A 23,151-nucleotide genomic window follows, 5' to 3' on the forward strand; every position below is an offset into this window, starting at 1 on the left:
CGGCGCGTCACGCCGCCGACTGGGCGTCCACCATGCCTTCGGCTTCGGCGAGGTTCACCGACACCAGCTGCGACACGCCGCGCTCCAGCATGGTGACGCCGAACAGGCGGTGCATGCGGGCCATGGTGAGTGCGTGGTGGGTGATGATCAGGAAGCGCGTCTCGGTGCGCTCCAGCATCGCGTCGAGCAGGTTGCAGAAGCGTTCGACGTTGTGGTCGTCGAGCGGCGCGTCGACTTCGTCCAGCACGCAGATGGGCGAGGGGTTCGTGAGGAACACCGCGAAGATCAGCGCCATGGCGGTCAGCGTCTGCTCGCCGCCCGAAAGCAGGCTCAGCGTGGTCGGCTTCTTGCCCGGCGGGTTGGCGATGAGTTCGAGGCCGGCTTCCAGCGGATCGTCGGACTCGATCAGCTGCAGCTCCGCCTTGCCGCCGCCGAACAGCGTGGTGAACAGCTCGGAGAACTTCTGGTTCACCGTCTCGAAGGCATCGACCAGGCGCTGGCGGCCCTCGCGGTTGAGGCTCGAAATGCCGCCACGCAGCTTGTTGATGGCCTGGATCAGGTCATCGCGTTCCTTGACGAGGCCCTCGAGCTGCTTGGCAACCTCTTCCGCCTCTTCGTCGGCCCGCAGGTTGACGCCGCCAAGCCGCTCGCGGTCCTCGCGCAGGCCCTGCAGCTTGCGCTCGATGTCGTGCCACTCCATCAGCTGCTCGGGGTCGAGGCCGGTGGCGGAGATCACCTCATCGGGCGCGCAGTTCAGCGCCTCGGTGATGCGCTGCTCGCATTCGGCGAGCCGCGCTGTGCTGGCTTCAAGGCGCGCACCAAGGCGGGCATGCTCCTCGCGCGCGGCGGAAAGCAGCTCCTGCACGGCGCGCAGGTCCTGGTCGGCCTGGCGCACGTCGTTCTCGGCGGTCTGCAGCGCGTCGGATGCAGCCTTCTTCTCCTGCTCGGCCTCGGCCAGCGTGTTCATCAGCTTCAGGCGGCGGTCGGCCAGGAGCTGCGGCAGCTCGGACAGCTCGATGATGGCGGCGCGCGTCTCTTCGGCGCGCGCGGTCAGCTGCTCGGTCTGCTCATTGGCGCGGGCCGCGCGCGAGGTCCACTGCGCGATCTCGGCCTCGATGGCGCGGATGCGGTCGGTGCGGGCGCGCGCCTCGCGTTCGAGGCCGTCATGCTTCGCGCGCGCCTCGGCATAGGCGGCGCGTTCGCTGTTCACCGTGTTGCGGAGTTCGTTCAGCTCGATCTGCAGGTCGTCGAGGACGGGAAGCTCGGCGGCCTCGGCGGATGATTCTTCAAGACGTGCGCGGGCCTCTTCGAGGGCTTCCTCGATGCGGCGCTGCGCTTCGTCCAGCGCGCTGGTCTGGGCGAGGCGCTCGGAGACCTGGCGTTCATGCTGCGTCAGCGCGCGGCGGGCGAAGTCGACGGCGGAAACGGCGGCACGGTGGCCCTCGCGCTTCTCGCGCTCGAGGCGGGTGGCGGTCTCGATGGCGGCGCGCGCCGCCTCGAAATGGCCCTGTGCTTCCTCAGCGGCGGCGATGGCCTGTTCCATCTCGACTTCCAGCGAGGCGAGGCGGTTCTTCTCGGCCAGGCGCTTGGCGGCGGCACTCGGCGCATCGGCGGCGGCGGTGAAGCCATCCCAGCGCCACACGTCGCCCTCGCGGCTCACCAGCCGCTGGCCGGGCTTCAGCTGCGGCTGCAGCGCCTGGCCCAGCGCCTTGGAGACAACACCGATATGCGACAGGCGGCGCTGCAGGGCAGGGGGTGCGAGCACGAAATTGATGAGCGGCTCCGCCCCTTCGGGAAGGGCCGCGGTTTCGGGCAGCGGCGGCAGGCCGCGCCAGTGCACGGGTGCGCCTTCATCGCCCGAGGCATCGAGATCGTCGCCCAATGCCGCACCCAGCGCGGTTTCGAAGCCGGTCTCGACGCTGATCTGGTCGAGGAGCGACGGCCACAGGTCGCCACCGCCGGCCTTGAGCAGGTTGGTGAGCGTGCGGACTTCCGTCTGCAGCCGGTCGGCCTTGCGGCGGGCATCGTCATGGGCGGCGCGGGCGTCGCCTTCCGCGGCGCGCGCGGCGCGCACCGCACCTTCCGCCTCGGTGACGTGATATTCGAATTCGGCGGCCTGCTCCACGGCATGTTCGACGGCGGCGGTGAGCTTGTCGCCATCACCTTCGACATTGTAGCGGGCGAGGAGGTCGTTGCGCCTGGCCACCGTCTCGGCCAGCTCACGGTCGAGGCGGGCGACGCGGTTCTTGTGTTCCTCGATGGCGCGCAGGATGGCGTTGCGGCGGGCGGAGAGTTCGGAGAGGCGCGAGGCGGCCTGGTCCGCGGCTTCCTGCGCACGTGCCAGCGCATCGGCGGCGGATTGCAGCGCCACGGCGGCCTCGGCGCGGATGTCGTCGTCCGAGCCCTGCGAAGACTTCAGCGTCTCGCCTTCCTCGGCAAGGCGGGTGAGCACGCGGTCGGTGTCGTTGAGCAGTTCCTGCTCGCGCTGCAGGTCGGAATTGATCTGCGCGATGCGCTGGTCAAGCTCCTTGCGGCGTTCGCCGGCACGGCGCTCTTCCTCGTCCAGCACGTTGCGCTCATGGCTCACGCGCTGCAGCACCGCGGCGCGCACCGCCTCCTGCTCGCGCAAGCTGGGCAGCTTCTCGCCCAGGTCGTCGCGCTGGCGCAGCTTCTCGGAGGCGCCACGGGTGTGCTCGGCCAGCACGCGCGTGGCTTCATCGAGGGCTGCCGCATCGCGCTGCGAGGCTTCCGCCGTCTCGCGCCAGTTGACATAGAGCCCCATGGCCTCGAGCCGGCGGATCTCGCCCGACAGGCCCTTGTACTTGGTCGCCTGCCGCGCCTGGCGCTTCAGGCTGTTGAGCTGGGTTTCGAGCTGCGAGGTGACGTCGTCGAGGCGGGTGAGATTGGTCTCCGCCGCCTTGAGCTTCAGCTCCGCCTCATGGCGCCGCGTGTGAAGCCCGGTGATGCCCGCCGCTTCTTCGAGGATGAGGCGCCTCGCCTGCGGCTTGGCATTGATGATCTCGCCGATCTGCCCCTGCCGCACGAGGGCGGGCGAGCGCGAGCCGGTGGAGGCATCGGCGAAGAGCAGCTGCACGTCACGCGCGCGCACGTCCTTGCCGTTGATGCGGTAGGCCGAGCCTTCCTCGCGCTCGATGCGACGCGAGATTTCCAGCGTCTCCTGGTCCTGGTACTGCGGCGGGGCCGAGCCGTCGTCGTTCGACATGGTGACCACGACTTCCGCCATGTTGCGGGCGGGCCGCTGCGTGGTGCCGGAAAAGATCACGTCGTCCATGCCCGAGGCGCGCATCGACTTGTAGGAGCTTTCGCCCATCACCCAGCGCAGCGCCTCGAGCAGGTTCGACTTGCCGCAGCCATTGGGGCCGACGACGCCGGTGAGGCCGGGCTCGATCAAAAGGTCGGTTGGCTCCACGAAGGATTTGAATCCCGAAAGCCGCAGCCGTGTGAACTTCATCTTGAGCCCTTGCCCCTTTATGCCGGTCGACAGCTCATCAGAGCTGCTTGTCGATCTCGGCCTTCATGTTGTCGTAGGTGATCTCGCCTTCGAACGGCACGCCGTTGATGAAGAAGGTCGGCGTGCCCTTGACGCCGAACTTCACGCCGCCGTCGCGGATTTCCATGATGCCCTTGGCCAGCTTCTCGTCACGCAGCGTGGCGTCGAACTTCTCCTGGGTGAAGCCCGCCTGCTTGGCGATGTTGAGGAGGCCATTGGCGGGGTCCTGCGCCCAGGTCTGGAGCGTGTCGAAAAACACGTCGAGCAGCGGGAAATAGGATTCCTTCGGCGCCGCGCGGGCGATCATGAAGGCGGCCAGTGCCGGGTCGTTCAGCGGGAATTCGCGGAAGACGAAGCGGATCTTCTTGTTGTCGATGTAGTCGGCCTTGAGCTTCGGCCAGACGTCCTTGTGGAAGGCGGCGCAATGCGGGCAGGTGGCCGAGGCATATTCGACGATCGTGACCTTGGTGGCGCCTTCGTCGGCGCCCAGCGCCATGTCGCCCAGCGCCGGCGGCTTGAGGAGTTCCGCAACGTCAACCGGCTTTGCAGCCTCCTGGGCGAGTGCGGGGGCCACGGCGAGGCCGGCAACTGCGGCACCGGCGAGCAGAATCGAGCGGCGGGAAAGCGTCTTCATGATCTGTTTACCTACTAGATGTTGGGGGTTGAAACAAAAGGGAATTATTTGCCTTGTGGAGAACTTGTGCGTCCGGCCACCCCCCGCCCGAGGCGCTCCAGCGCGGCCCGGAGGGTGGGGTCTTCGACCGAGTTAAGCTCTTGTTCGTGAACAGGTTTTTCTGGAAGGACAGGAGGCCTCGCCCGGGGTTTTCCGAGCTCTGCCGCCTGCATCACCTTGAGGCCGGCCACCGCGCCGTAGCCAAAAAAGCTGTTGATGCGCGAAATGATGCGGGACGCTTCGTATTGTAGTTCCAGCGCCCGGCCCGGCGCGGCCCGGATGACCAGCGTGCCGCCCTGCCTCTGGGCTTCCTCCCCCGCGCCACGAGGCCACTTGATGCGCTCCGGGGCGGAGACGGCCGCCAGGTCCTCGCCAACGATTGCACCCCAGTTCGCCACCACGTCCGCCTGGGCAAAGCCATAGCGCGCGAAGGCGGCCTTGGTGATCTCGCGGAAGTGCTTGGAGAGGGTTTCCATGGACGGGCCGGAGGGTTGATCGCTAAGGGTCTAACAGGAAACGCTTGTTTGCGAGAGCAGCATGGCCAGAAAAGGGCCGGAATCCACCCGGTCTGCACAACTTCTTGCATGGTATGACGCCAATGCCCGCGTGCTGCCCTGGCGCGCCCGGCCGGGCGAAACGGCCGACCCCTACCGCGTCTGGCTCTCCGAGATCATGCTGCAGCAGACCACCGTCCAGGCGGTGAAGGCTTATTTCGAGAAATTCGTGGCGCTCTGGCCCACCGTCTCGGACCTGGCCGCGGCCCCGCTGGACGACGTGCTGAAGGCCTGGGCGGGGCTCGGATACTATGCCCGCGCCCGCAATCTCCATGCCTGTGCGAAGCAGGTGGTGATGCGCTTCGGCGGCCAGTTCCCGGAGGGCGAGGAGGCGCTGCGCGGCCTGCCGGGCATCGGCCCCTATACGGCGGGCGCCATCGCGGCCATCGCCTTTGGCGGGCGGCATGCGGCGGTCGACGGCAATGTCGAGCGCGTCATCAGCCGCATTCATGCCATCGAGACGCCCTTGCCCGACTCGAAGCCCGAGATCCGCGAGCGGGCACAGGCCCTGGTGCCGGAGGCGCGTGCGGGCGATTTCGCCCAGGCCATGATGGACCTGGGCGCCACCATCTGCACGCCGCGCGACCCCAATTGCCTGATCTGTCCGTGGGCGGAGCATTGCAGGGGCCGCATCACCGGGCTGGCGCCATCGCTGCCGCGCAAGAAGCCGAAGAAGCAAGTTCCCACCCGCCGCGGTGTCGCCTTCTGGATCGAACGCGCGGATGGCGCGGTGCTGCTGCGGCGGCGCCCGGAGAAGGGGCTCTTGGGCGGCATGATGGAGGTGCCCTCGACGGTGTGGAGCGAAGCGGTGACGAAGCCGGAAGCGCAGGCTCCCCTTTCAGCCGAGTGGCGGAAGCTCCCCGGCCTGGTGGAACACACCTTCACGCATTTCCATTTCGAGCTCACGGTGTGGATGGCGGAGACGATCACCGACGGTGAGCTGCGCGACGACGGCGACTATCGCTGGACGAAGCGCGAGGACATCGACGGCGAGGCGCTCCCCACGGTGATGCGCAAGGTGGTGGCGCATGTGCTGAAGGATTGATGCCGACCCCCATTCCCTTTCCTTCATCATGCCCGGGCTTGTCCCGGGCATCTTTTTTCCTGCCACCAAAAGGATGGCCGGGACAAGCCCGGCCATGATGAGAGTCATGACAATGCATCGGCAACATGAACTACCGCCGCCCGCCCACCTCATCGAGATGCGCCAGCAGGTCCGCCGGGTCCTCATACACGCGATAGGCCCCGGCACGCTCCAGCTCCTCCATGCCATAGCCGCCGGTGAGCAGCCCGATGCCCAGTGCCCTGGCGCGGCGGGCGGCCAGCATGTCCCAGATCGCGTCGCCCACCACGCAGGCCGTCTCGATCTCGCAGCCGAGCCTTTCGGCCGCGGCAAGGAACAGGTCCGGGTCGGGCTTGGCATAGCGCACCAGATCGCGCGTGATCACCACGTGCTTCGCCGGATCGACGCCGAGGATCGCCAGCACCGGTCCCGCCGTTTCGATGCGGCCGGAGGTGGCGATGGCCCAGGGAATGTCATTGTCGGAGAGGTAGGCGAGCAGCTCCTTCGCGCCGGGCAAGGGCCGCGTGCGGTGCGAGCGGGCGTTGTAATACTTGAGGTGCAGCTGGCGCAGGCGCTCCAGCATCTCCGGCCCGAACTCCTGGCCCGTCTCGCGCGCCAGCGCCTTGGTGAAGAGACCACCGGACATGCCGATCTTGCGGTGCAGCCGCCAGACCGAGACCTCGATCCCCTCTTCCTGCAGCGCATCGTGCCAGGCCAGCACATGGTCATAGACGCTGTCGACCAGCGTGCCGTCGAGATCGAACAGGAAGGACGTCTGCTGCCGCGCCTTGATCATGGAACTCCCTCGTTGCGAAGAAGAGGCTTAGCGCGGGAGCGGGTGATGCACCACCCACTCATGCGCCACCCATGCATGCACCACCCGCTCATCATGCCCGGGCTCGTCCCGGGCATTCTCCTCGTGGCCGCAAAAAAAGATGGCCGGGACGTGCCCGGCCATGATGGAATTCGAGAGGAGGCCCGCCGCGCCTACGCCGCCGCCGCCATCTCCGCGCGCAGCTGCTGGCGCAGCATGTCGATGGGAACGAGATTCGCCCCCTTCTTCACGTGCCAGAAGGTCCAGCCATTGCAGGCTTCCGCCCCTTGCACATGCGCACCGATCTTGTGGATCGAGCCCGAGGCGTCCTTGATGGCGATCGAGCCATCGGCGCGCACCCGCGCGGCGATGCGCGTCGACGGGTCGAACAGCATGTCGCCGGCCTTCACCAGCCCCCGCTCGATCAGCGAGCCGAAGGGAATGCGCGGCTCCGCGCGCTTGCTGGTGGTCACCTGCAGCGCCTCGGGCGGAAGCCGTTTCACTGCGTCGATGCGGGCGAGTGCCGCCTCGGCATAGTCATCCTCGCGCTCGATGCCGATGAAGTGGCGGCCCAGCGCCTTGGCCGCGGCGCCGGTGGTGCCGGTGCCGAAGAAGGGGTCGAGCACCGTGTCGCCCGGCTTCGTCGTCGAGAGGAGCACGCGGTGCAGCAGCGCCTCGGGCTTCTGAGTGGGGTGCAGCTTGTCGCCGTCCGCGTTCTTCAGCCGCTCGGCGCCCGTGCACAGCGACAGCGTCCAGTCGGAGCGCATCTGCAGGTCGTCGTTGAACACCTTCATGGCCTCGTAGTTGAAGGTGTACCTGGCGTCGGCATCGCGCGAGGCCCAGATCAGCGTCTCATGCGCATTGGTGAAGCGCCGGCCGCGGAAATTCGGCATCGGGTTGGTCTTGCGCCAGACGACGTCGTTCAAGATCCAGAAGCCCATGTCCTGCAGGATCGAACCGACGCGGAAGATGTTGTGGTAGGAGCCGATCACCCACAGCGCACCATCGGGCTTGAGCACGCGGCGGCATTCGGCGAGCCAGCCCTTGGTGAAGCGGTCATAGGCCTCGAAGCTCTCGAACTGGTCCCAGTGGTCGTCCACCGCATCGACCTTGCTCTGGTCTGGCCTCGTGAGGCCGCCTGAGAGCTGCAGGTTATAGGGCGGATCGGCGAAGACGAGATCGACCGTCCCCGCCGGGATCTTCTTCAGTTCGGTGATGCAGTCACCCACCAGGATCCGATCCTGCAACGGCCGAATATCCGGCCGGGTCTGATAGCCCATCCCACACCCCACTCATACGCAAACGCAACTGACTCGAGAATCCGCATTCTGAATCGTGCGGAGTCGCGCGTGAATCGGATTTGGGTTTCGTGGTTAACGGGCCGCGAGGAGTGCCGCGACGGGGGCGAAGCTTTTGCGGTGCAGCGGTGTCGGTCCCAGGCGCTGCAGCGCCTCCTGGTGGAAGGCCGTGCCATAGCCCTTGTGGCGGGCAAAGCCGTAGTCGGGGAAGCTTGCGTCATGCGCCACCATGATGCGGTCGCGCGTCACCTTGGCGATGATCGAGGCGGCGGCGATGGAGAGCGACCTGGCATCGCCCTCGACGATGGTCTGCACCGCGCAGGGAAGCGGCGGCGCGCGGTTGCCGTCGACGAGCGCCAGTGCCACGCCCTCGATCTGGTCCAGCGCCTGCGCCATGGCCCACAGCGTGGCCTGGAGGATGTTGTCGCGGTCGATGCGCTCGACATCCGCAATGCCGATGCCGACCTTGGCCGTGGCGATGATCGGGCCGAACAGCGCCTCGCGCTGCGCCTCGGTGAGTTTCTTGGAATCGTTGAGCCCGTCCGGAATTGCTGTGGGGTCCAGCACCACGGCGGCGGCCACCACCGGCCCCGCCCATGGCCCGCGTCCCGCCTCGTCGATGCCGCAGACCAGCCTGGTTGCCGACGGCCGGCCGAAACCGCGCATCGCCTTCAGCTCGATCGTGAAATCCGGACCTGATTCCCCCATGCCCGGTTTAGAGCATGAACCCGGGGCTCCGGCAATTTGGCGCGATCAGCCGATGTAAGGCGGTATCGGGTCAGGCGCGGGGCCGGGCACAGGCGCCAGCAGGGGCAGGGCAAAGGGAAACTGCTCATAGTTGCAGCCGTTGAAGGCGGTGCCGCCGGTGCGCAGCGAGGGATCGCGGCAGCTTTCCCCGGGGCTGGCGGCGGCTCCGCCGGCGGCGATCATGGTGGCGCCGGTCATGGCGCCCAGCAGGGCAAGCACCCCTTGCCTGCGATGTCGACAGCGGGCCATGGCGCGGTCCCATGCCGTGCCAGCCGCGAAACTGCAACTGGGCGTTTTGTCACGACAACCGGCGGTCGCCTCAGGCCGCCGGTTGCAGGTTCCGCAGGGTCATGCGGGGCCTAGCGGCAGACCTGTGCGGACCTGAGCGAGGCGCCGTTGAAGGGATAGGCAGGGATGGTCACCGCATCGATGTAGATGTTGAAGCAGCCGCTCGCCAGGGTCTTGGGCGAGGTGAGCGTCACCCGGCCCGAACTGTTGGTGGTGGCAAGCTGGGTCTTGCTGGTGATGCCGTTCCAGTTGGCCGCCACCTTGGCGCTGCGCAGCGGGTGGCCGGTCTGGTCGACCACGGTCACCGCAGCCACCGCCCAGGCATAGTTCTTGGTGTTGGTCTTGGTCGAGATCAGGATGCTCTGCACATTGGCCTGCGGGCCGGGGATGGTCGCGTTGATGACGCGCGTGGTGCTGGCGCTGAGCCCCGTATCGTCCACCACGGTGAGGCGCGCCACATAGCTTCCGGCCACCCTGTAGACGTGGCTGGTGGATGACAGCGCGCCGGTCACGTCGCGGCTGCCGTCGCCGAAATCCCAGTACCAGAAGGCCACCCGGCCATCGTCGGTCGAAGGCCGGCCATCCAGCGTCACGGCCAGCGGCGAGGGGCCGCTGGTGGGCGTGGCGCTGATCACCGCCACCGGCGGCATGCCGGTGGGGGCGGCGTAGTTGGCGCTCAGGCGGAAATTGCCCACGCTGCCGTAGTTCGAATAGCCGGTCGCCGTGGCGGCGCCTTCGCCCGTGCCCTTCACTGCAAGGTAATAGGTGCCCTGCTGCGTGACGGTGAAGCTTAGCGGCGCGTTGAGTGCGCCCTGCGGGTTGGAGGTGGCCACGACCTTGCCGGTGGAGTCGAGCAGGCTCAGCGCCACGTCGAGGTCAGGCGAGCGGTTGGCCGGCTGCACGCTGGCCGTCAGCGTGCCGGTGCCGGCGGCAATGGCGAAGACGTCGGCGTCGGACGCGGTTTCGATCACCCCGTCCATGCTGCCGCTCACCCGGCCCGCCGCGATGCTGTGCACGAAGGGCGTGGCGGCGGCGGTGCTGCTGCCATAGTCATCGAGGCGCAGCGGCAGGCCGAAGCTCTGCGAGATGGCGAAGTCGTCTTCCTTGTTGTTGGCGCCGGCGTATTCGCCCTTGCTGAACTGCACCAGCGGCCGGTAGTAGCCGACGCCCATGATCGGGGCCCAGCCGGTCACGGGGTCATTGCCCTGGCCGGCGTAATAGGCATCGCCCGTGGTGCCGTCATGGTGCAGGCCCATGTTGTGGCCCGCCTCGTGCGAGACGGCTTCCGCCACGGCCTTCTCGTTGCCGGAGCCGAGCATGTCGAAGAACACGAAGGCCGGCTTGTAGTAATCCGGCGGGCGGCTGCCGCCCGAGGCGTTGAACACGCCCACATAGGCAATGCCGCCGCAGCTGCAGGAATAGACGCCCGTCCGCCGGGTGATCACCACCGTGGTGCCGAACACCTGGTCATTGGCGTCGGAACGGGTCAGCCGGTCCTGGGTGGGCTGTGCGGTGGTCACGTCCACGTCGAAGGGGGCATAGTCCTCGGCCACGCGCTGCCAGATATACTGCACGCGCTCCAGTTCCGCTGCCGAGAAGGCGGCCGGGTTGCCGTCGAGGTCGAAGGGGGCGGCGGTGATGGTGTTGCCGTTGCTGTTCCACGCGGTGCCGGCGATCGAGGCGCCGTCGAAATCGAGGTAGATGGTGCGGTTGGCGCCCGGCCTGCTGTGCAGGTAGAAGGTCTGGTCGAGGCTGGCCAGCGCGCCGTCGCGGATCGACTGGTTGCCGAGGCCCGTCAGCTTCATGTCGCGCACCGGTTCGGCGAGGTCCTCGACGAACAGCAGCCGCCCGCCCTGGTCCACCCGCATGCGGGTGTCGGAGAGCAGTTCCTTGCGCAGGGCCTCGGCCGAACGGCCATACCACTGCGCCACGTCGGGAAGATGGGGCCCCAGCCGGTTCACCGCGTCCTGCCCGCGCGACTGGCGCGCGCCGAGGTCGATGGCGGGGAAGGCCACGCGGAAGGTCTCCTGCGGCGGGAACTGCAGCTTGGCCTCCGCCAGTGCGGGTTGTGCCGGGGCGGTCATGGCGGCCGCCGAAATCAACAGCGCGGCCTTGAGACTGTTGGAAAACACGGTCATTCGATTAGCCTTCCCGTTGGTGCCGGTCTCCTGACCGGCGGTCGCAGTCCGTCATCGAAGTGTCCGGGTGTTTGACCCAGCAGCGGCGCTTCCGCCGTCTTGTTGAAGACAAATTACCTTTATCCTTGGGGAAACTTATTGACGCGCGTCAAGCTCGCGACTCGGTAGAATCGTCCCAGCCATTCCAACTTATGCGTAAGTGAAAATGCGTATGGCCCGCCCCGAAGGCGCCCCGAAGGCGCAGTGGGCGGGCTGACGCTGCCTTCCCCTCCCCCGGCGGGGGAGAGGAGGGGCGAGGCGGGTCTTCAGCGGTGACGGGCGCCGTCGTCGCGGCCGTGGCGCTGGTGGCCTGCGCCGTCATCGCCGCCATGGCGGACGTGGCCGGCCGGATCGTCGGCACCGCGCTTGGCGAAGGCCACGCCGGTGGGCAGGGCCGCCGCGGCGATGGCGGTCATGATGGTGGCGATGAGGATCTTCTTCATGTCGTTCTCCTGTGGCTCCGCGGTGAAGTCCGCGGCTGTCTGGGTTACGCCCTCCATGGCGGCGCATTCCCTCACATAAATAAAAATTTCGATGATCAGTAAAATGACGCGGCAGACACATGCGGGAGCATCACATCAGGATGTGATGGAAGAAATGTCGCAAAATTGGGGATTATTATATGGTGAGACCCGGAATTCGCGCTCCGTGCAATTGGGAGCATGGCTCTTGCTTATCAAAAAAACATGATAAGCAAAAGCGCCGGCAGCGGGCCATGCTGCCTTCATGCCCGCAACCGCCTGTCAGCAGGCTGACACGCGTGAGGAACGGCGGCTGAACGGAAACGGGCCCCTCCCCCGGGGGGGGAGGGAGCATTCACAGCAGGCTCAGCTGGTCGCCCGGCTGTGGCGGGCGGCGGAACTGGCCCGTGTCCAGCTTCAGCTTGCGGCAGTTGAGGCCGAGGCGCTGGCAGGAGAGTTCGAAGCGCCGGCCGATGGTCCAGGCATAGGGGCCGGTGCCAGTCTGGCGGATGCCGAAGGCATTGTCATATTCCTTGCCGCCGCTGGCGGATTTCACCAGCGACATCACCTTCGCCGCGCGCTCCGGCATGGTGTTCTGCAGCCAGTCCTTGAACACGTCCTTCACCTCGTGCGGCAGGCGCAGCATGACATAGCCCGCCTCCTGCGCGCCCGCCGTCTTCGCGGCCGCGAGGATGGCCTCGATCTCGGCATCATTCACGGCCGGGATGATCGGGGCCACCATGACGACGGTGGGAATGCCGGCGGCGGAGAGCTGCTCGATGGCGGCCAGCCGCTTCGCCGGCGTCGCGGCGCGCGGTTCCATGGCGCGCGCCAGCCTGGCGTCGAGCGACGTCACCGAGACGGCCACCTTGACCAGGCCCTTCTTCGCCATGGGTGCGAGGATGTCGATGTCGCGCGTCACCAGCGCCGACTTGGTGACGATGCCGACGGGATGGTTGAACTCCGCCATGACCTCGAGGAGGGCGCGGGTGATGCGCCGCTCGCGCTCGACCGGCTGGTAGGCGTCGGTATTGGCGCCAAGCGCGATGGTCCTGGGCACGTAGCCCTTCGCCAGCAGTTCGGCCCTCAGCAGCTTCGCCGCCTCCGGCTTGGCAAAGAGCTTGGATTCGAAGTCGAGCCCGGGCGAGAGGCCCATATAGGCATGCGCCGGCCTGGCATAGCAGTAGGAGCAGCCATGCTCGCAGCCGCGGTAGGGGTTGATCGACTGGTCGAAACCCACGTCGGGCGAGTCGTTGCGGGTGATGATGGATTTCGGCTTTTCCTCGAAGACCGTGGTCTTGAAGGCCGGGAGGTCCTCGAGCCCCTGCCAGCCATCATCGAACAGCGAGCGGGTGTAGGCCTCGAAGCGGCCGGACATGTTGACCCCGGCGCCACGCCCGCGCGCCTGGCTGGACAAGGCCGTCATGCGCCCTTCGCCGAGAGCGGCAGGATCAGGGGCGAGGGCCCGGCGCCTATCGATCAGAGTGGACATGGGCCCAATATAGGCGATCCAAAAGAACAAAACAAGAACATTGTTGTGACGCGGTGGAAAGCCCGGCATTTACGCCATGATGACCCGCCGCCAGATTCTCCTCGCCCTGCTGCCGCCGCTGTTCTTCGGAACCGGCTTCACCATCGCCAAGCCGGCGGTCACCCATTTCCCGCCCCTGTTCCTGATCCTCATCTGCTACGCCTCGATCGCGCTGCTGCTGTCGCTCACCCACCGCGAGCGGCTGCGGACGCCCTGGCCCTCGATCATCCTGATCGCGGCCTTCGCCGTGACGATCCAGGGCGCGCTGCTGTTCTGGGGCCTGCGCAGCCCGGACATGCCGGCCACCGCCGCGAACCTCATCCTGCAGATCCAGATCCCCTTCGCCGTGCTGCTCGACTGGCTGCTGATGAAGGAGCGTCCCGACGGCCGCAAGATGCTGGGCACCGCGCTCGCCATCCTCGGCGTGGCGCTGGTGATCGGGCTTCCCGAAACCCCGCCGGGCCTGGTGCCGACCATGATGATCATCGTCTCTGCCGCCTGCTGGTCGCTGGGCCAGGTGCTGGTGCGCAAGCTCGGGCGTGACAACGGCGTGGGCGTGCTGAAGGGCAATGCCATCGGCTCCGTGCCGCAGCTGGCGCTGGCCACCCTGCTGTTCGAGCAGGGCCAGTGGCAGGCGGTGGTCACCGCCACCTGGCTCGAATGGGCGATGCTCGGCTTCGTCGCGGTGGTGGGCTTCTATTTCGCCTATGTCTCGTGGTTCACGCTGCTGAAGCAGTGCCGGCTGGACGAGGCCAGCCCCTTCCTGCTCCTCATGCCGGTCGTCGGCATCGTCACGGCCGCGATCGTGCTGGGCGAGAGCGTGTCGGCGGCACAGCTGGTGGGCGGCGCGGTGATCCTGTTCGGCCTCGCCATCGTCTCCGGGCTCGGCCTGCCGAAGTGGAGGCCGGCCTAACCCTTCCGGCGCCGCAGGTGCTCGTCGAGCCGCGGCATGATCTCGACGAAGTTGCACGGCTTGTGGGTATAGTCGAGCTGCGGCCTGAGGATCAGGTCCCAGCCATCCTTGCAGGCCCCGGGCGAACCCGGCAGGCAGAAGATGTACTTGCCCTTCATCACCCCCGCGGTGGCGCGCGACTGGATGGTGGAGGTGCCGATCTTCGGGAAGCTCACCATGTGGAACAGCGTGCCGAAGCCCTCGATCTCCTTCTCGAACAGCGGCCGCACCGCCTCGATGGTCACGTCATGGCCGGTGAGGCCGGTGCCCCCCGTGGTGATGATGGCGTCGACGTCGGCCCGCGCGGTCCAGTCGCGGATGACGTGGCGGATGGCGCGCACGTCGTCCTTCACGATCTTGCGGGCGGAGAGCAGGTGGCCGGCCTCGGCCACCCTGTCGGCCAGGGTCTGGCCGGACACATCGGTCTCGAGCGTGCGGGTGTCGGAAACCGTAAGGACTGCAATCCTAACGGGGATGAACTGTCGCGCCTCGCTCATGCGGTGATTCCGGGTCCTCTCATTCGAAGCGATGCATGAAACACCATCCGATTCACCCCGACAAGCAAAAGTGGAATGCGCAACCTGAGGGTGTTTGTCAGTGCGCGTCGAGCATCTGGCGCAGGCTGAGAAGGTCGCGCCAGGCCAGCCGTTTCTGCGCCGGCTGGCGCAGCAGGTAGGCGGGGTGGAGCGTGGGCAGCAGCGGAATGTTCCGCCCACTGACATTCGCCGTCACCCACTTGCCGCGCAGCTTCAGGATGCCGTCGCTGCGGCCGGTCAGCCGGTGTGCCGGCGTGGCGCCGAGGCAGACGATCACGTCGGGCTTCTGCAGTTCGATGGTGCGCGTGAGGAAGGGCAGGCACATCTGGGTTTCCGCCTCGGTGGGTGTCCGGTTGCCGGGCGGGCGCCAGAAGATCACGTTGGTGATGAACACCGCGCTCTCCCGGTCCTGCGCCATGCGCGACAGGCCGATCGCCGCCAGCATGCGGTCGAGGAGCTGGCCGGAGCGCCCGACGAAGGGCCGCCCCTCGATGTCCTCCTCGCGTCCCGGCGCCTCGCCCACCAGCATCACCCGGGCTGAGGGGTTGCCGTCGGCAAAGCACAGCTTCGTCGCGGTCTTCTTCAGCGGGCAGGCGTCGAAGCCTTCCAGCGCCTGGCGGATTTCCTCGAGTGTCCGGTACTGCGCGGCCGCTGCCCCCTGTGCCGCCGCCACCGGCGCTGCCGCAGGGGCAGGGGCAGCGCGTGGCGCTGCCGGCGCCGGCCGGGGGGCGGGCGCGGCGAGGCGGTTCACCGGGCTTTCGCCGATGATTTCGTCGGCGCCCATCTCGGAGAGCCAGCGCAGCGCCTCGGCGGCATCATGCGGCGTCATGTCGTTTGGTGTCTGGTCCATGTCCGGAATGGGCGGGCTTGTGTGGGCAGGGCCTCCCACTATAAAGACGCCGCCAACGGGAAGATAGACGGGAGTGCAGAGCTTGGAACAGGTCCAGCGCGAGGCGATGGAATATGACGTGGTGATCGTGGGTGCGGGCCCCGCCGGCCTCTCCGCCGCGATCCGCCTGAAGCAGATCAACCCCGATCTCTCCGTCTGCCTGCTCGAGAAGGGCTCGGAAGTCGGTGCCCACATCCTGTCGGGCGCCGTGATCGACCCGGTGGCGCTGAACGAGCTCATCCCGGACTGGAAGGAACAGGGCGCCCCCCTCAACACGCCCGTGGTCGAGGACCGCTTCTACATGCTGGGCCCCTCGGGCGCACTCCGCATCCCCAATGCGCTGATGCCGCCCCTGATGAACAACCACGGCAACTATGCCGTCTCGCTTGGCAACATCTGCCGCTGGCTGGCCCAGCAGGCGGAAGCGCTCGGTGTCGAGATCTATCCGGGCTTCGCCTGCTCGGAAGTGCTCTACCGCGAGGACGGCTCGGTGAAGGGCGTGGTCGCCGGCGTCGTCGGCATCGGCAAGGACGGCAAAAAAAAGCCGGATTACCAGCCGGGCATGGAACTCCTCGGCAAATATGTGCTCATCGCCGAAGGCGTGCGCGGCTCTCTCGCCAAGGAAATCATCGGCAAGTACAAGCTGTCGGAAGGCCGCGAGCCGCAGAAGTTCGGCCTCGGCATGAAGGAGCTCTGGGAGGTTCTCCCGGAAAACCACCGCCAGGGCCAGGTCACCCACACCATGGGCTGGCCGCTCGGCACCAGGACCGGCGGCGGCACCTTCATGTATCACCTCGAGGACAATCTGGTGTCCATCGGCCTCGTGGTGCACTTGAACTACCAGAACCCGCACCTCTTCCCCTACATGGAGTTCCAGCGCTTCAAGCACCATCCGCTGATCGAGCCGGTGCTGCGGGGCGGCCGCCGCATCGCCTATGGCGCGCGCGCCATCACCGAGGGCGGCTTCCAGTCGGTGCCGAAGCTCTATTTCCCCGGCGGTGCGCTGATCGGCTGCTCGGCGGGCTTCGTCAACGTGCCGCGCATCAAGGGTTCGCACAACGCCATGAAGACCGGCATGATGGCGGCCGAAGCCGCTGCCGCGGCACTCGCCGCGGGCCGCGCGGGCGACGAACTCGTGGACTACGAGACCGCCTACCAGAACTCCTGGGTCTACGAGGACCTGAAGCGGGTGAAGAACGTCAAGCCCATGTGGTCGAAGCTCGGCCTCGTCGGCGGGCTGGCACTGGGCGGCCTCGACATGTGGATGAACCAGATCCTCGGCTTCGGCCTCGGCACCTGGAAGCACGGCAAGCCCGACTATGCGACGCTGAAGCCGGCGGACCAGGCCAGGCCCATCAGCTATCCCAAGCCCGATGGCGAGATCTCCTTCGACCGCCTCACCAATGTCGCCTTCTCCGGCACCAACCACGAGGAGGACCAGAAGGTCCACCTGCAGCTCAAGAACCCGGAAGTGCCGATCGGCGAGAACCTGCCCATCTATGACGAGCCCGCCCAGCGCTATTGCCCGGCCGGCGTCTACGAGGTGGTGCGCGAGGAAGGAAAGCCGCCGCGCTTCCAGATCAATCACCAGAACTGCGTCCACTGCAAGACCTGCGACATCAAGGATCCGGCGCAGAACATCAACTGGGCCGTCCCGCAGGGCGGCGAGGGGCCGAACTACCCGAACATGTGAGCCTGAAAGGCTCGTCATCCCGGTGAAAGCCGGGACCCAGCTTTCACGTGACCGATGCCCGAAGCTGGGCCCCGGCTTTCGCCGGGGTGACGGTCATGGGGGTGCTTGCCCTCATCCCAAAAACACCGCATTTTGCGGCAACAACCAAATCACCTTGAAACATGGGGCGAATTCCCGCGCCCGCCTGCTGAAATGGAACATGATGACGGCCCTTCTGCGCACCGCACTCACCGGTTTCCTGCTCGCCTCCATCCCTGCCACATCGGCGCTGGCCTATGATCCGGCAGGCTCGGTGTCCGGCAGCTATCTCGCCGGCCGTTCCGCCGCCAAGCTGCGCGACAATGATCTCGCTTCCGACTATCTCACCAATGCGCTGAAGACCGACACCGGCAACCCCATTCTCACCGAGAAGGTGTTCCTGCTCGAACTCTCCGAGGGCGACATGCCCAAGGCGGAGGAATTTGCCGCGGAGGTCCTCAAGTTCAACAGCCAGCAGCGCATGGCGCGCATCGTGCTGGGCCTCAAGGACTTCAAGGGCCGTCACTACGAGGAAGCCCGCAGGAATTTCGCGCAGTCGGCCTATACGCCGGTGGGCGAGCTCACCTCCTGGCTGCTCACCGCCTGGTCCTATGCCGGCGAGGGCGAGCTGAACCCGGCGCTCAAGGCGCTGGACCGGCTCGACTCGAACGAGAGCTTCGCTAACTTCAAGACCTTCCACGAGGCGCTGATCGCCGACTACCTCGGCAACTCGATCCGCGCCGAGGCCTCGTTCAAGAAGGCCTATGAGGCGGCAGGCACCTCGCTGCGCATCGTCCAGGCCTATGGCAATTTCCTCGAGCGCCACAACCGCGCGGCCGAGGCGCAGTCGCTCTACCGCGCCTATCTCGAGGCCGACCAGAACCCGCTGATCGAGGCGGCACTCGCCGCCAGCCTCAAGGGCGAAAAGCCCCAGCCCTTCATCGCCTCGCCCGGCGAGGGCGCGTCGGAAGCGCTGTTCTCGCTCGCCACCTCGATGAACGACGACCAGTCGATCGACGTGGCGCTGCTCTATACCCAGCTCGGAATCTCGCTCGGCGCCGACCAGGACATCATGTACACGCTGCTGGGCGACACCTTCGAGGACATGAAGCGCTATGACAAGGCGCTCGCCGCCTATCAGAAGGTGCCTGCCTCCTCGCCGCTGCGCGTCAATGCCGACATGGAAGAGGCCGTGGCCCTGCAGCAGCTCGGCCGCAAGGACGAGGCGCTGGCCAAGCTGAAGTCCATCGTCGCGGCCGATCCGAAGAACTATGACGCGATCGTCACACTCGGCAATCTCTATCGCGCCAACAGCGACTTCGCCAATGCCGCCACCACCTATGACCAGGCCATCGCGCTCCTCGAAAAGCCCGGCCCCGGCAACTGGCGCATCTTCTATTACGATGGCATCTCGCATGAGCGGCTGAAGCAGTGGGACCAGGCGGAAAAGCTGTTCCGCAAGGCGCTCGAACTCGCGCCCAACGAGGCGAGCGTGCTCAACTACCTCGGCTACTCGATGATCGAGAAGAAGATCAATCTGCAGGAAGCCCTCGACATGGTGAAGAAGGCGGTCGAGCTGAAGCCGAACGACGGCTACATCACCGACAGCCTCGGCTGGGCCTATTTCCAGCTCGGCGACTATGAGCAGGCCGTCATCCACTGCGAGAAGGCGGTGGAGCTGCTTCCCGCCGATCCGATCATCGCCGAGCACCTTGGCGATGCCTACTGGCGCACCGGCCGCACGCTGGAGGCCAAGTTCCAGTGGCAGCACGCCAAGGACAACAAGCCCGAGCCCGAGGACCTGAAGCGCATCGAGGACAAGCTGAAGAACGGCCTGCCGCCGGCAGAGCCGCCGGTCACCCCGGTCCAGAATACAGCGCCCAAGACCAACGGCTGAGGCAGCGGGGCCTGCGCGCCGCATGCAGCCCTTCACGCTCTTCGCCCCCGCCAAGGTCAACCTGGCGCTCCACGTGCTGGGGCGCCGCGCCGACGGCTATCACGACCTCGACTCGGTCGTTGCCTTCGCCGATGTCGGCGACCGGCTCACCTTCACCCCCGCGGATGATTTCACCATCACGCTGGGTGGCCCCTTCGCGGCAGCGCTTCCGCAGGCGGGCGACAACATCATCGCGAAGTCATGGGCTGCGGCACGGGCGATCGCGCAGAAGCGGGGCAGGGCGCTTCCGCCCGTCCAGGTGCATCTCGAAAAGAACCTCCCCGTCGCTTCCGGCATCGGCGGCGGCTCCGCCAATGCCGCTGCGGCGCTCAAGGGCTTCCTCCGCCTCGCCGGCATCACGGAGATCGATGCGGAGATCGCCGCCGCCGGCCTTGCGATCGGCGCCGACGTGCCGGTCTGCCTCTCGGGTGTTGCCTGCCGCATGCAGGGCGTGGGCGAGCGCATCACGCCGCTCGTTGGTTTCACGCCGTTGCGGGCGATCCTCGTCAATCCACTGGTCGAGGTCTCGACACCCGCCGTCTTCAGGGGCCTCGCGCTGGAAAAGGGCCAATCCTGCGGCACGCCTGTCGCCGACCTGCGCGATCCTGCCCGATGGCGCAACGATCTCGCGTCCCCGGCCATCGCACTGGCCCCCGTCATCGGCGAGGTGCTCACCCGCCTCGCCGCAGCGCCCGGTGTCACGAGAGCCTTCATGTCCGGCTCCGGTGCCACCTGCGTGGCCTTGTGCACGGACGATGAGGTGAAGCCGGAGCTTGAAACACGCTGGTGGGTGGCAAGGACTGTGCTGAGGTAGCCTTCTCCAAGGCTTTCACACACGCTGAACCTCGTCATCGCCGGACTCGTCCCGGCGACCCTTTTGCTGCCACCAAAGAAGATGCCCGGGACGAGCCCGGGCATGATGACTTGGAAGACTGTGCTTGGCCCTCAGTAGGCCCGCGCCACGCAGAACTCCACCGCTTCGAGCAGCGCGTCCTTCAGGCCTGAATCGGGGAAGATCGCCAGTGCGTCGCGGGCGATGTCGCCATAGTGGTTGGCGCGGTCGATGGTGTCCTTCAGTGCACCGTGGCGTTCCATCAGTTTCTTGGCATAGATGAAATCATCCGCCGTCTGGTTGCCGTCTTCCAGCGTGCGCTTCCAGAAGCTCCGCTCCTCCGCCGTGCCGCGGCGGTAGGACAGCACCACGGGCAGCGTGATCTTGCGTTCGCGGAAATCATCGCCAACGCCCTTGCCCAGCTTCTCGGTCGAGCCCGAATAGTCGAGCGCGTCGTCGATCAGCTGGAAGGCGACACCCAGGTTGCGGCCATAGGATTCAAGCGCTGCCTGTTCGCTCGGCGGCCGCTTCGCCACCACGGCGCCAACCTCCGCGGCGGCGGCGAAGAGTGCCGCCGTCTTGGCCACGATCACAGCCATGTAGGCGTCCTCGGTGGTCGAGGTGTCCTGCGAGACCGAGAGTTGCAGCACCTCGCCCTCGGCGATGACGCAGGCGGCGTTGGACAGGATGCGCAGCGACTCGAGCGAGCCCGTTTCCACCATCATGCGGAAGGCCTGGCCGAGCAGGTAGTCGCCGACCAGCACGCTGGCCTGGTTGCCCCAGATCACGCGGGCGGCCTGCTTGCCGCGGCGCAGGTCGCTCTCGTCCACCACATCGTCGTGGAGCAGGGTCGCGGTGTGCATGAACTCGACCGCGGTGGCGAGCTTCAGGTGATGGTCGCCCTCGTAACCCACCATGCGGGCGGCGGCGAGGGTGAGCATCGGGCGGATGCGCTTGCCGCCGGAATTGATCAGGTGGCTGGCGATCTCGGGGATCAGCTCCACGTGGCTGCGGGCATGTGACAGGATCGATTCGTTCACCCGTTCCATGTCGGCCTGGGTGAGCTTGACCAGCGGCTCGATGCTCGCCCGCTTCTTGTTGCCCGCTCCGTCGAGCGGAATGACGACTCCCATGGAGACTGCCTGCCCTGGTTAATTCTTTGCGCCGTTTAAGCACAGGCGCGCCCCGAGGCCAATATGACGCTGTGCCGCCGCCCTTGCCCGCAGGCTTGCGAAACGCCAATCTCGGGGCCATGGAGGAACTGCTGCGCAGCAACGACCCGGTCTGGCTGTCCTATGTGCGCCACGTCCTCGACGAGGAGGGCATCGCCTTCCTGCAACTCGACGAGCACATGGCGGCACTCGAGGGCTCGGTCGGCGCCATACCGCGCCGCATCCTGGTTCTCGCCGAGGATCTTGCCCGGGCCCGCCACAGCCTCGGTAACGCGGCGCTAACCCGGAAGTAGCAGACTTCACCAGATGCAGCCAGCCAGTCAACCAGCCCCGATTCCCCCCAGCCTCACCGAGGACGGCTTCCTCGGCGGGCGCCTGCGCATCCTGCAGCCCGAGAAGGGCTTCCGCGCCGGGATTGATTCGGTCTTTCTCGCCGCCGCCATTCCCTGCCAGCCGGGCGACAGCGTGTTCGAGGCGGGGATCGGCCCGGGAGTCGCCGCCCTCTGCCTGCTGGCCCGCAACCCCGAGGTGCAGGTGACGGGCATCGAGGTCGCCACCCGCTACGCCATGATCTGCGAGGAAAATGCCAGGCGGAACGGCATGCAGGACCGGCTGCGCGTGATCCACGCCGATGTGCGCGAGGCGCTGCGGCGCGACCAGATCGGCATGCCTGCTCCCGGCAGCTTCGCCCATGCCATGTGCAACCCGCCGTTTTTCGACGAGACCCGGTCCACCGCCTCGCCCAATCTCCTCAAGTCCCAGGCCCATGCCTTCGGACCGGATGATCTCGAGCTCTGGGCCAAGCTGCTCCACGCCATGCTGGCCCCGCGCGGCACCGTCACCGTGGTCCACCGCAGCGAGACGCTGGGACAGCTGCTAGGCGCCATGGACAACCGCTTCGGCGACATCAGGCTAGCCCCGCTCTTCCCGCGCCGCGGGGCAGCCGCCTCGCGCATCCTGGTGCAGGGCACCAAGGGCTCGAAGGCACCGCTGCAGATTTTGCCGGGCCTCATCCTGCACGGCGAAGGAAACGATTTCACGCCCGAGGCGGACGCCGTGTTGCGGAACGGCGCCGGCTTTCCTCTGCGGTGAGCGGCACCTTGCGATGGTTGCTGCCAGCACCTATCTGAAGCGCATGGGCAGCAACGGTTTCCTCAACAGCATCATCCCGCTTCGCTTCCGCAAGTCGGTGCCGGTCGTCACGCATGTCAGGCTCGAGGGCGCCATCGGCATCGGCACGCCGCTGCGGCCAGCGCTGACGCTGAAGGCGGTGAACGGCATGCTGGAGCGCGCCTTCGGCCGCAAGGGCATCGCGGCCGTTGCCGTCTCGGTCAATTCGCCGGGCGGCTCGGCCGTGCAGTCGGCGCTGATCCACGCGCGCATCCGCGATTTGGCCGAGGAAAAGAATCTTCCCGTCATCGTGTTCTGCGAGGACGTGGCCGCGTCGGGCGGCTACTGGCTCGCCTGTGCGGGCGACGAGATCTATGCCGATGAAAGCTCGGTCGTGGGCTCGATCGGCGTCATCTATGCCGGTTTCGGCTTTGTCGAGGCGATCCGCAAGCTGGGCGTGGAGCGCCGCGTCCACACGGCGGGCGAAAACAAGTCGATCCTCGACCCCTTCAAGCCCGAACGCGCCGAGGACGTCGAACATCTGAAGTCGCTGCAGGGTGATATCCACGCTGCCTTCAAGGCGCTGGTCACATCGCGCCGCGGCAGCAGGCTGAAGGCGGACGACCCCGAGATCTTCTCCGGCGCCTTCTGGGCGGGGCGCCAGGCGCTGGCCCGCGGCCTGGTCGACGGCATCGGCCACATGCACCAGGTGCTGAGGGCCCGCTTTGGCGACAAACTGGTCATCAAGACCATCCCACCGTCCCAGGGCTGGGGCCTCAAAAAGCTCGGCTTTGGCATTGAAGTATCTGATATTGCAGGAAATTCAATGGACGCGCTCGAAACGCGTGCATTGTGGTCGCGTTTCGGCTTATGATCGTATCACTGGAGGCTCGTTG

Annotated in this window: 21 protein-coding genes; 8 read left to right on the forward strand and 13 right to left on the reverse strand. The window is 66.8% G+C overall.

All coding sequences use genetic code 11. The features are described from left to right. Positions 1-7 precede the first annotated feature (7 nt). Genes DK847_RS17255 through DK847_RS17265 form a run of 3 tightly spaced genes read right to left on the reverse strand, consistent with a single transcriptional unit; the run spans position 8 to position 4,660 of the window. Entirely contained in the window at positions 8-3,472 is a 3,465-nt protein-coding gene (locus tag DK847_RS17255; protein WP_111199786.1) for a chromosome segregation SMC family protein, read from the reverse strand. Positions 3,473-3,509: 37 nt separating this feature from the next. Further along, positions 3,510-4,145 (reverse strand): DsbA family protein, encoded by a 636-nt coding sequence (locus DK847_RS17260; protein WP_111199787.1) that lies wholly within the window; start codon positions 4,143-4,145, stop codon positions 3,510-3,512. A gap of 44 nt (positions 4,146-4,189) precedes the next feature. Next, positions 4,190-4,660, reverse strand: a complete 471-nt coding sequence (locus DK847_RS17265; RefSeq protein WP_111199788.1) for a DUF721 domain-containing protein — start codon at positions 4,658-4,660, stop codon at positions 4,190-4,192. A 61-nt stretch (positions 4,661-4,721) separates the two neighbouring features. On the opposite strand from DK847_RS17265, the gene mutY reads away from it, so the two are divergent. After that, the gene (gene mutY / locus DK847_RS17270) at positions 4,722-5,783 is read left to right on the forward strand and encodes an A/G-specific adenine glycosylase (protein ID WP_111199789.1); all 1,062 of its coding nucleotides are present in this window, start codon (positions 4,722-4,724) and stop codon (positions 5,781-5,783) included. A gap of 130 nt (positions 5,784-5,913) precedes the next feature. On the opposite strand, the gene DK847_RS17275 is transcribed toward mutY, so the two are convergent. The 7 genes from DK847_RS17275 to DK847_RS17305 form a co-directional block, all read right to left on the reverse strand. Then, on the reverse strand, positions 5,914-6,597 hold the full coding sequence (locus DK847_RS17275) for an HAD family hydrolase (protein WP_111199790.1): 684 nt from the start codon (positions 6,595-6,597) through the stop codon (positions 5,914-5,916). A 191-nt stretch (positions 6,598-6,788) separates the two neighbouring features. Then, a complete protein-coding gene (locus DK847_RS17280; protein WP_111199791.1) occupies positions 6,789-7,895 on the reverse strand; it encodes a site-specific DNA-methyltransferase in 1,107 nt (368 codons plus the stop codon). Between the two features lie 93 nt (positions 7,896-7,988). Beyond that, positions 7,989-8,621 (reverse strand): ribonuclease HII, encoded by a 633-nt coding sequence (locus DK847_RS17285; protein WP_111199792.1) that lies wholly within the window; start codon positions 8,619-8,621, stop codon positions 7,989-7,991. Positions 8,622-8,666: 45 nt separating this feature from the next. Beyond that, the gene (locus tag DK847_RS17290) at positions 8,667-8,909 is read right to left on the reverse strand and encodes a hypothetical protein (RefSeq protein ID WP_161957345.1); all 243 of its coding nucleotides are present in this window, start codon (positions 8,907-8,909) and stop codon (positions 8,667-8,669) included. 110 nt (positions 8,910-9,019) lie between these two features. Continuing rightward, the gene (locus DK847_RS17295) at positions 9,020-11,086 is read right to left on the reverse strand and encodes a PKD domain-containing protein (RefSeq protein ID WP_111199794.1); all 2,067 of its coding nucleotides are present in this window, start codon (positions 11,084-11,086) and stop codon (positions 9,020-9,022) included. Positions 11,087-11,391: 305 nt separating this feature from the next. After that, positions 11,392-11,568, reverse strand: a complete 177-nt coding sequence (locus tag DK847_RS20690) for a hypothetical protein (protein ID WP_161957346.1) — start codon at positions 11,566-11,568, stop codon at positions 11,392-11,394. 373 nt (positions 11,569-11,941) lie between these two features. Next, a complete protein-coding gene (locus tag DK847_RS17305) occupies positions 11,942-13,012 on the reverse strand; it encodes a PA0069 family radical SAM protein (RefSeq protein WP_245414660.1) in 1,071 nt (356 codons plus the stop codon). Between the two features lie 142 nt (positions 13,013-13,154). Here DK847_RS17305 and DK847_RS17310 point away from each other — a divergent pair, with 142 nt between their 5' ends. Then, positions 13,155-14,030 carry a DMT family transporter gene (locus tag DK847_RS17310; RefSeq protein WP_111199797.1) on the forward strand — a complete coding sequence of 292 codons (876 nt, stop codon included), beginning with the start codon at positions 13,155-13,157 and terminating at the stop codon, positions 14,028-14,030. Here DK847_RS17310 and moaB read toward each other — a convergent pair. Beyond that, positions 14,027-14,566 carry a molybdenum cofactor biosynthesis protein B gene (moaB, locus tag DK847_RS17315; protein WP_111199798.1) on the reverse strand — a complete coding sequence of 180 codons (540 nt, stop codon included), beginning with the start codon at positions 14,564-14,566 and terminating at the stop codon, positions 14,027-14,029. The two genes, DK847_RS17310 and moaB, sit on opposite strands and share 4 nt — an antisense overlap. Positions 14,567-14,663: 97 nt before the next feature. Then, complete coding sequence (locus DK847_RS17320) at positions 14,664-15,455, reverse strand: uracil-DNA glycosylase (RefSeq protein ID WP_111199799.1); 792 nt, start codon at positions 15,453-15,455, stop codon at positions 14,664-14,666. 106 nt (positions 15,456-15,561) lie between these two features. Between DK847_RS17320 and DK847_RS17325 the strand changes: the two genes are divergently transcribed. The 3 genes from DK847_RS17325 to DK847_RS17335 all read left to right on the forward strand — a co-directional run bounded on the left by DK847_RS17325 (position 15,562) and on the right by DK847_RS17335 (position 19,955). Further along, positions 15,562-17,187, forward strand: a complete 1,626-nt coding sequence (locus tag DK847_RS17325) for an electron transfer flavoprotein-ubiquinone oxidoreductase (RefSeq protein ID WP_204508381.1) — start codon at positions 15,562-15,564, stop codon at positions 17,185-17,187. Positions 17,188-17,386: 199 nt separating this feature from the next. Further along, positions 17,387-19,102 carry a tetratricopeptide repeat protein gene (locus DK847_RS17330; RefSeq protein ID WP_111199801.1) on the forward strand — a complete coding sequence of 572 codons (1,716 nt, stop codon included), beginning with the start codon at positions 17,387-17,389 and terminating at the stop codon, positions 19,100-19,102. Between the two features lie 22 nt (positions 19,103-19,124). Next, positions 19,125-19,955, forward strand: coding sequence for a 4-(cytidine 5'-diphospho)-2-C-methyl-D-erythritol kinase (locus tag DK847_RS17335; protein WP_111199802.1), 831 nt, complete (start codon positions 19,125-19,127; stop codon positions 19,953-19,955). A 131-nt stretch (positions 19,956-20,086) separates the two neighbouring features. Here DK847_RS17335 and DK847_RS17340 read toward each other — a convergent pair whose 3' ends face one another. Next, a complete protein-coding gene (locus tag DK847_RS17340) occupies positions 20,087-21,106 on the reverse strand; it encodes a polyprenyl synthetase family protein (protein ID WP_111199803.1) in 1,020 nt (339 codons plus the stop codon). Between the two features lie 95 nt (positions 21,107-21,201). Here DK847_RS17340 and DK847_RS17345 point away from each other — a divergent pair, with 95 nt between their 5' ends. From DK847_RS17345 to DK847_RS17355, 3 genes are read left to right on the forward strand one after another with little or no spacing between them, the layout of a single operon-like run. Continuing rightward, on the forward strand, positions 21,202-21,438 hold the full coding sequence (locus DK847_RS17345; protein WP_342634765.1) for a putative signal transducing protein: 237 nt from the start codon (positions 21,202-21,204) through the stop codon (positions 21,436-21,438). Positions 21,439-21,451: 13 nt separating this feature from the next. Continuing rightward, the gene (locus tag DK847_RS17350) at positions 21,452-22,237 is read left to right on the forward strand and encodes a tRNA1(Val) (adenine(37)-N6)-methyltransferase (RefSeq protein WP_111199805.1); all 786 of its coding nucleotides are present in this window, start codon (positions 21,452-21,454) and stop codon (positions 22,235-22,237) included. A 13-nt stretch (positions 22,238-22,250) separates the two neighbouring features. Next, a complete protein-coding gene (locus DK847_RS17355) occupies positions 22,251-23,129 on the forward strand; it encodes a S49 family peptidase (protein ID WP_111199806.1) in 879 nt (292 codons plus the stop codon). Positions 23,130-23,151 lie beyond the last annotated feature (22 nt).

The organism is Aestuariivirga litoralis (assembly GCF_003234965.1).
GTDB classification, from domain to species: Bacteria; Pseudomonadota; Alphaproteobacteria; order Rhizobiales; family Aestuariivirgaceae; genus Aestuariivirga; species Aestuariivirga litoralis.